The following is a 1,455-nucleotide window of genomic DNA, read 5'->3' on the forward strand; positions in this document are numbered from 1 at the left end:
CGGCTCTTCCGGATCGAGAGTGCGTGGACTGGTGTCCAGCTAATGCGGTGAGTCCGGGGGTTGTAGGCGGGTCCTGGGGTGTGACGATAGGAGTTCTCACACACCGAATCGACCACCCACAGGACCCATGCCTGAGCCTACGTGCCTTGTCGCTGACACCATCTGCCGAACCGTCGAGTTGGGGGTGACGATCACCGGCGCGGCCATCGCCGAAGAGCTGACCTGGATCGATTGCCGCCCGGTCACAGCGGACCCGACCTGTCCCAAGTGCGGGCAGCCGGCGGTTCTGCGTGATCACGTGGAGCGGGTACTGACTGACCTGCCGGTGGTCGGCCACCCGACCCGGCTGCGTGTGCAGGTGCCCCGGTTCGCCTGCGGCAACGACGACTGCGCGACGACGATCTTCCGGGCCCGCATGGATTCGGTGGCGGCGCCGAGAGCGGCGACGACGCGCCGGTGCGCCCGCTGGATTCTGCAACGGTTGGCCCTCGACAAGATGTCGGTGGCCGCGGTCGCAAGAGCCTTGGCGTTGAGCTGGGACACCGTCAACACCATCGCTGCAGCGCTCACCCGCGATCTGGTGTTCAACCAGCCGGGCCACTTGGATGGGGTGCGCTACCTCGGTGTTGACGAGCACAAGTGGAAACACGGCCGTGGCCAGGGCGGATCGGATTTCGTGACCGTGCTGGTGGATCTGACCCCGGTCATCGACGGCACCGGCCGAGCCAGGTTGCTCGACATGGTGGCGGGCCGCTCCGCTGAGGTGCTCAAAGACTGGCTGAAGGCGCGGGATGCTAATTTCCGCAGCCGGGTCAAGGTGGTGGCCATGGACGGGTTCGCCGGCTACCGCACCGCCACCGCCGATGCCCTACCGGCCGCGCGGGCGGTGATGGACCCCTTCCACGTGGTGCACCTGGCCGCCGACAAGCTCAACCTGTGCCGCCAACGCATCCAGTCCGACACCTGCGGGCACCGCGGCCGCACCGGCGACCCGCTGTTCGGCATCCGCCGCATCCTGCTGACCCGCCCCGACCTGCTCACCGACAAGCAGAAAGCCAAGCTCGACAAGGCCCTGGCCGCCCACGACGCCCATGTCGCCGTGGAGGTCACGGCCTGCTTCTACCAGGACCTGATCGCCGCCTACGCCGACCCGGATCGGCGGTCGGGCAAGCTGGCGATGTTCAAGTGCCTCAAACGGATTCGAACCGGGGTGCCGAAGGGACTCGAGGAGTTGGCGCAATTGGGTCGCAGCCTGTGGAAGCGGCACCGCGAGATCCTGGCCTACTTCGACGTCGGGATCTCCAACGGACCCGTCGAGGCGATCAACGGACGCCTGGAACACCTACGCGGCATCGCACTGGGCTTCCGCAATCTCAACCACTACATCCTGCGGTCCCTGATCCACTCCGGGCAACTTCAGGATCGAATCAACGCACTCTGAAACCGGAAGAGCCG

Annotated in this window: 1 protein-coding gene; it reads left to right on the forward strand. The window is 66.5% G+C overall.

Features of this window, described 5'->3' with window-relative positions:
• Nucleotides 1-127: 127 nt before the first annotated feature.
• On the forward strand, nucleotides 128-1,441 hold the full coding sequence (locus KIH27_RS22080) for an ISL3 family transposase (RefSeq protein WP_214095086.1): 1,314 nt from the start codon (nucleotides 128-130) through the stop codon (nucleotides 1,439-1,441).
• Nucleotides 1,442-1,455: the final 14 nt, after the last annotated feature.

The organism is Mycolicibacter acidiphilus, assembly GCF_018455725.1.
GTDB classification, from domain to species: domain Bacteria; phylum Actinomycetota; class Actinomycetes; order Mycobacteriales; family Mycobacteriaceae; genus Mycobacterium; species Mycobacterium acidiphilum.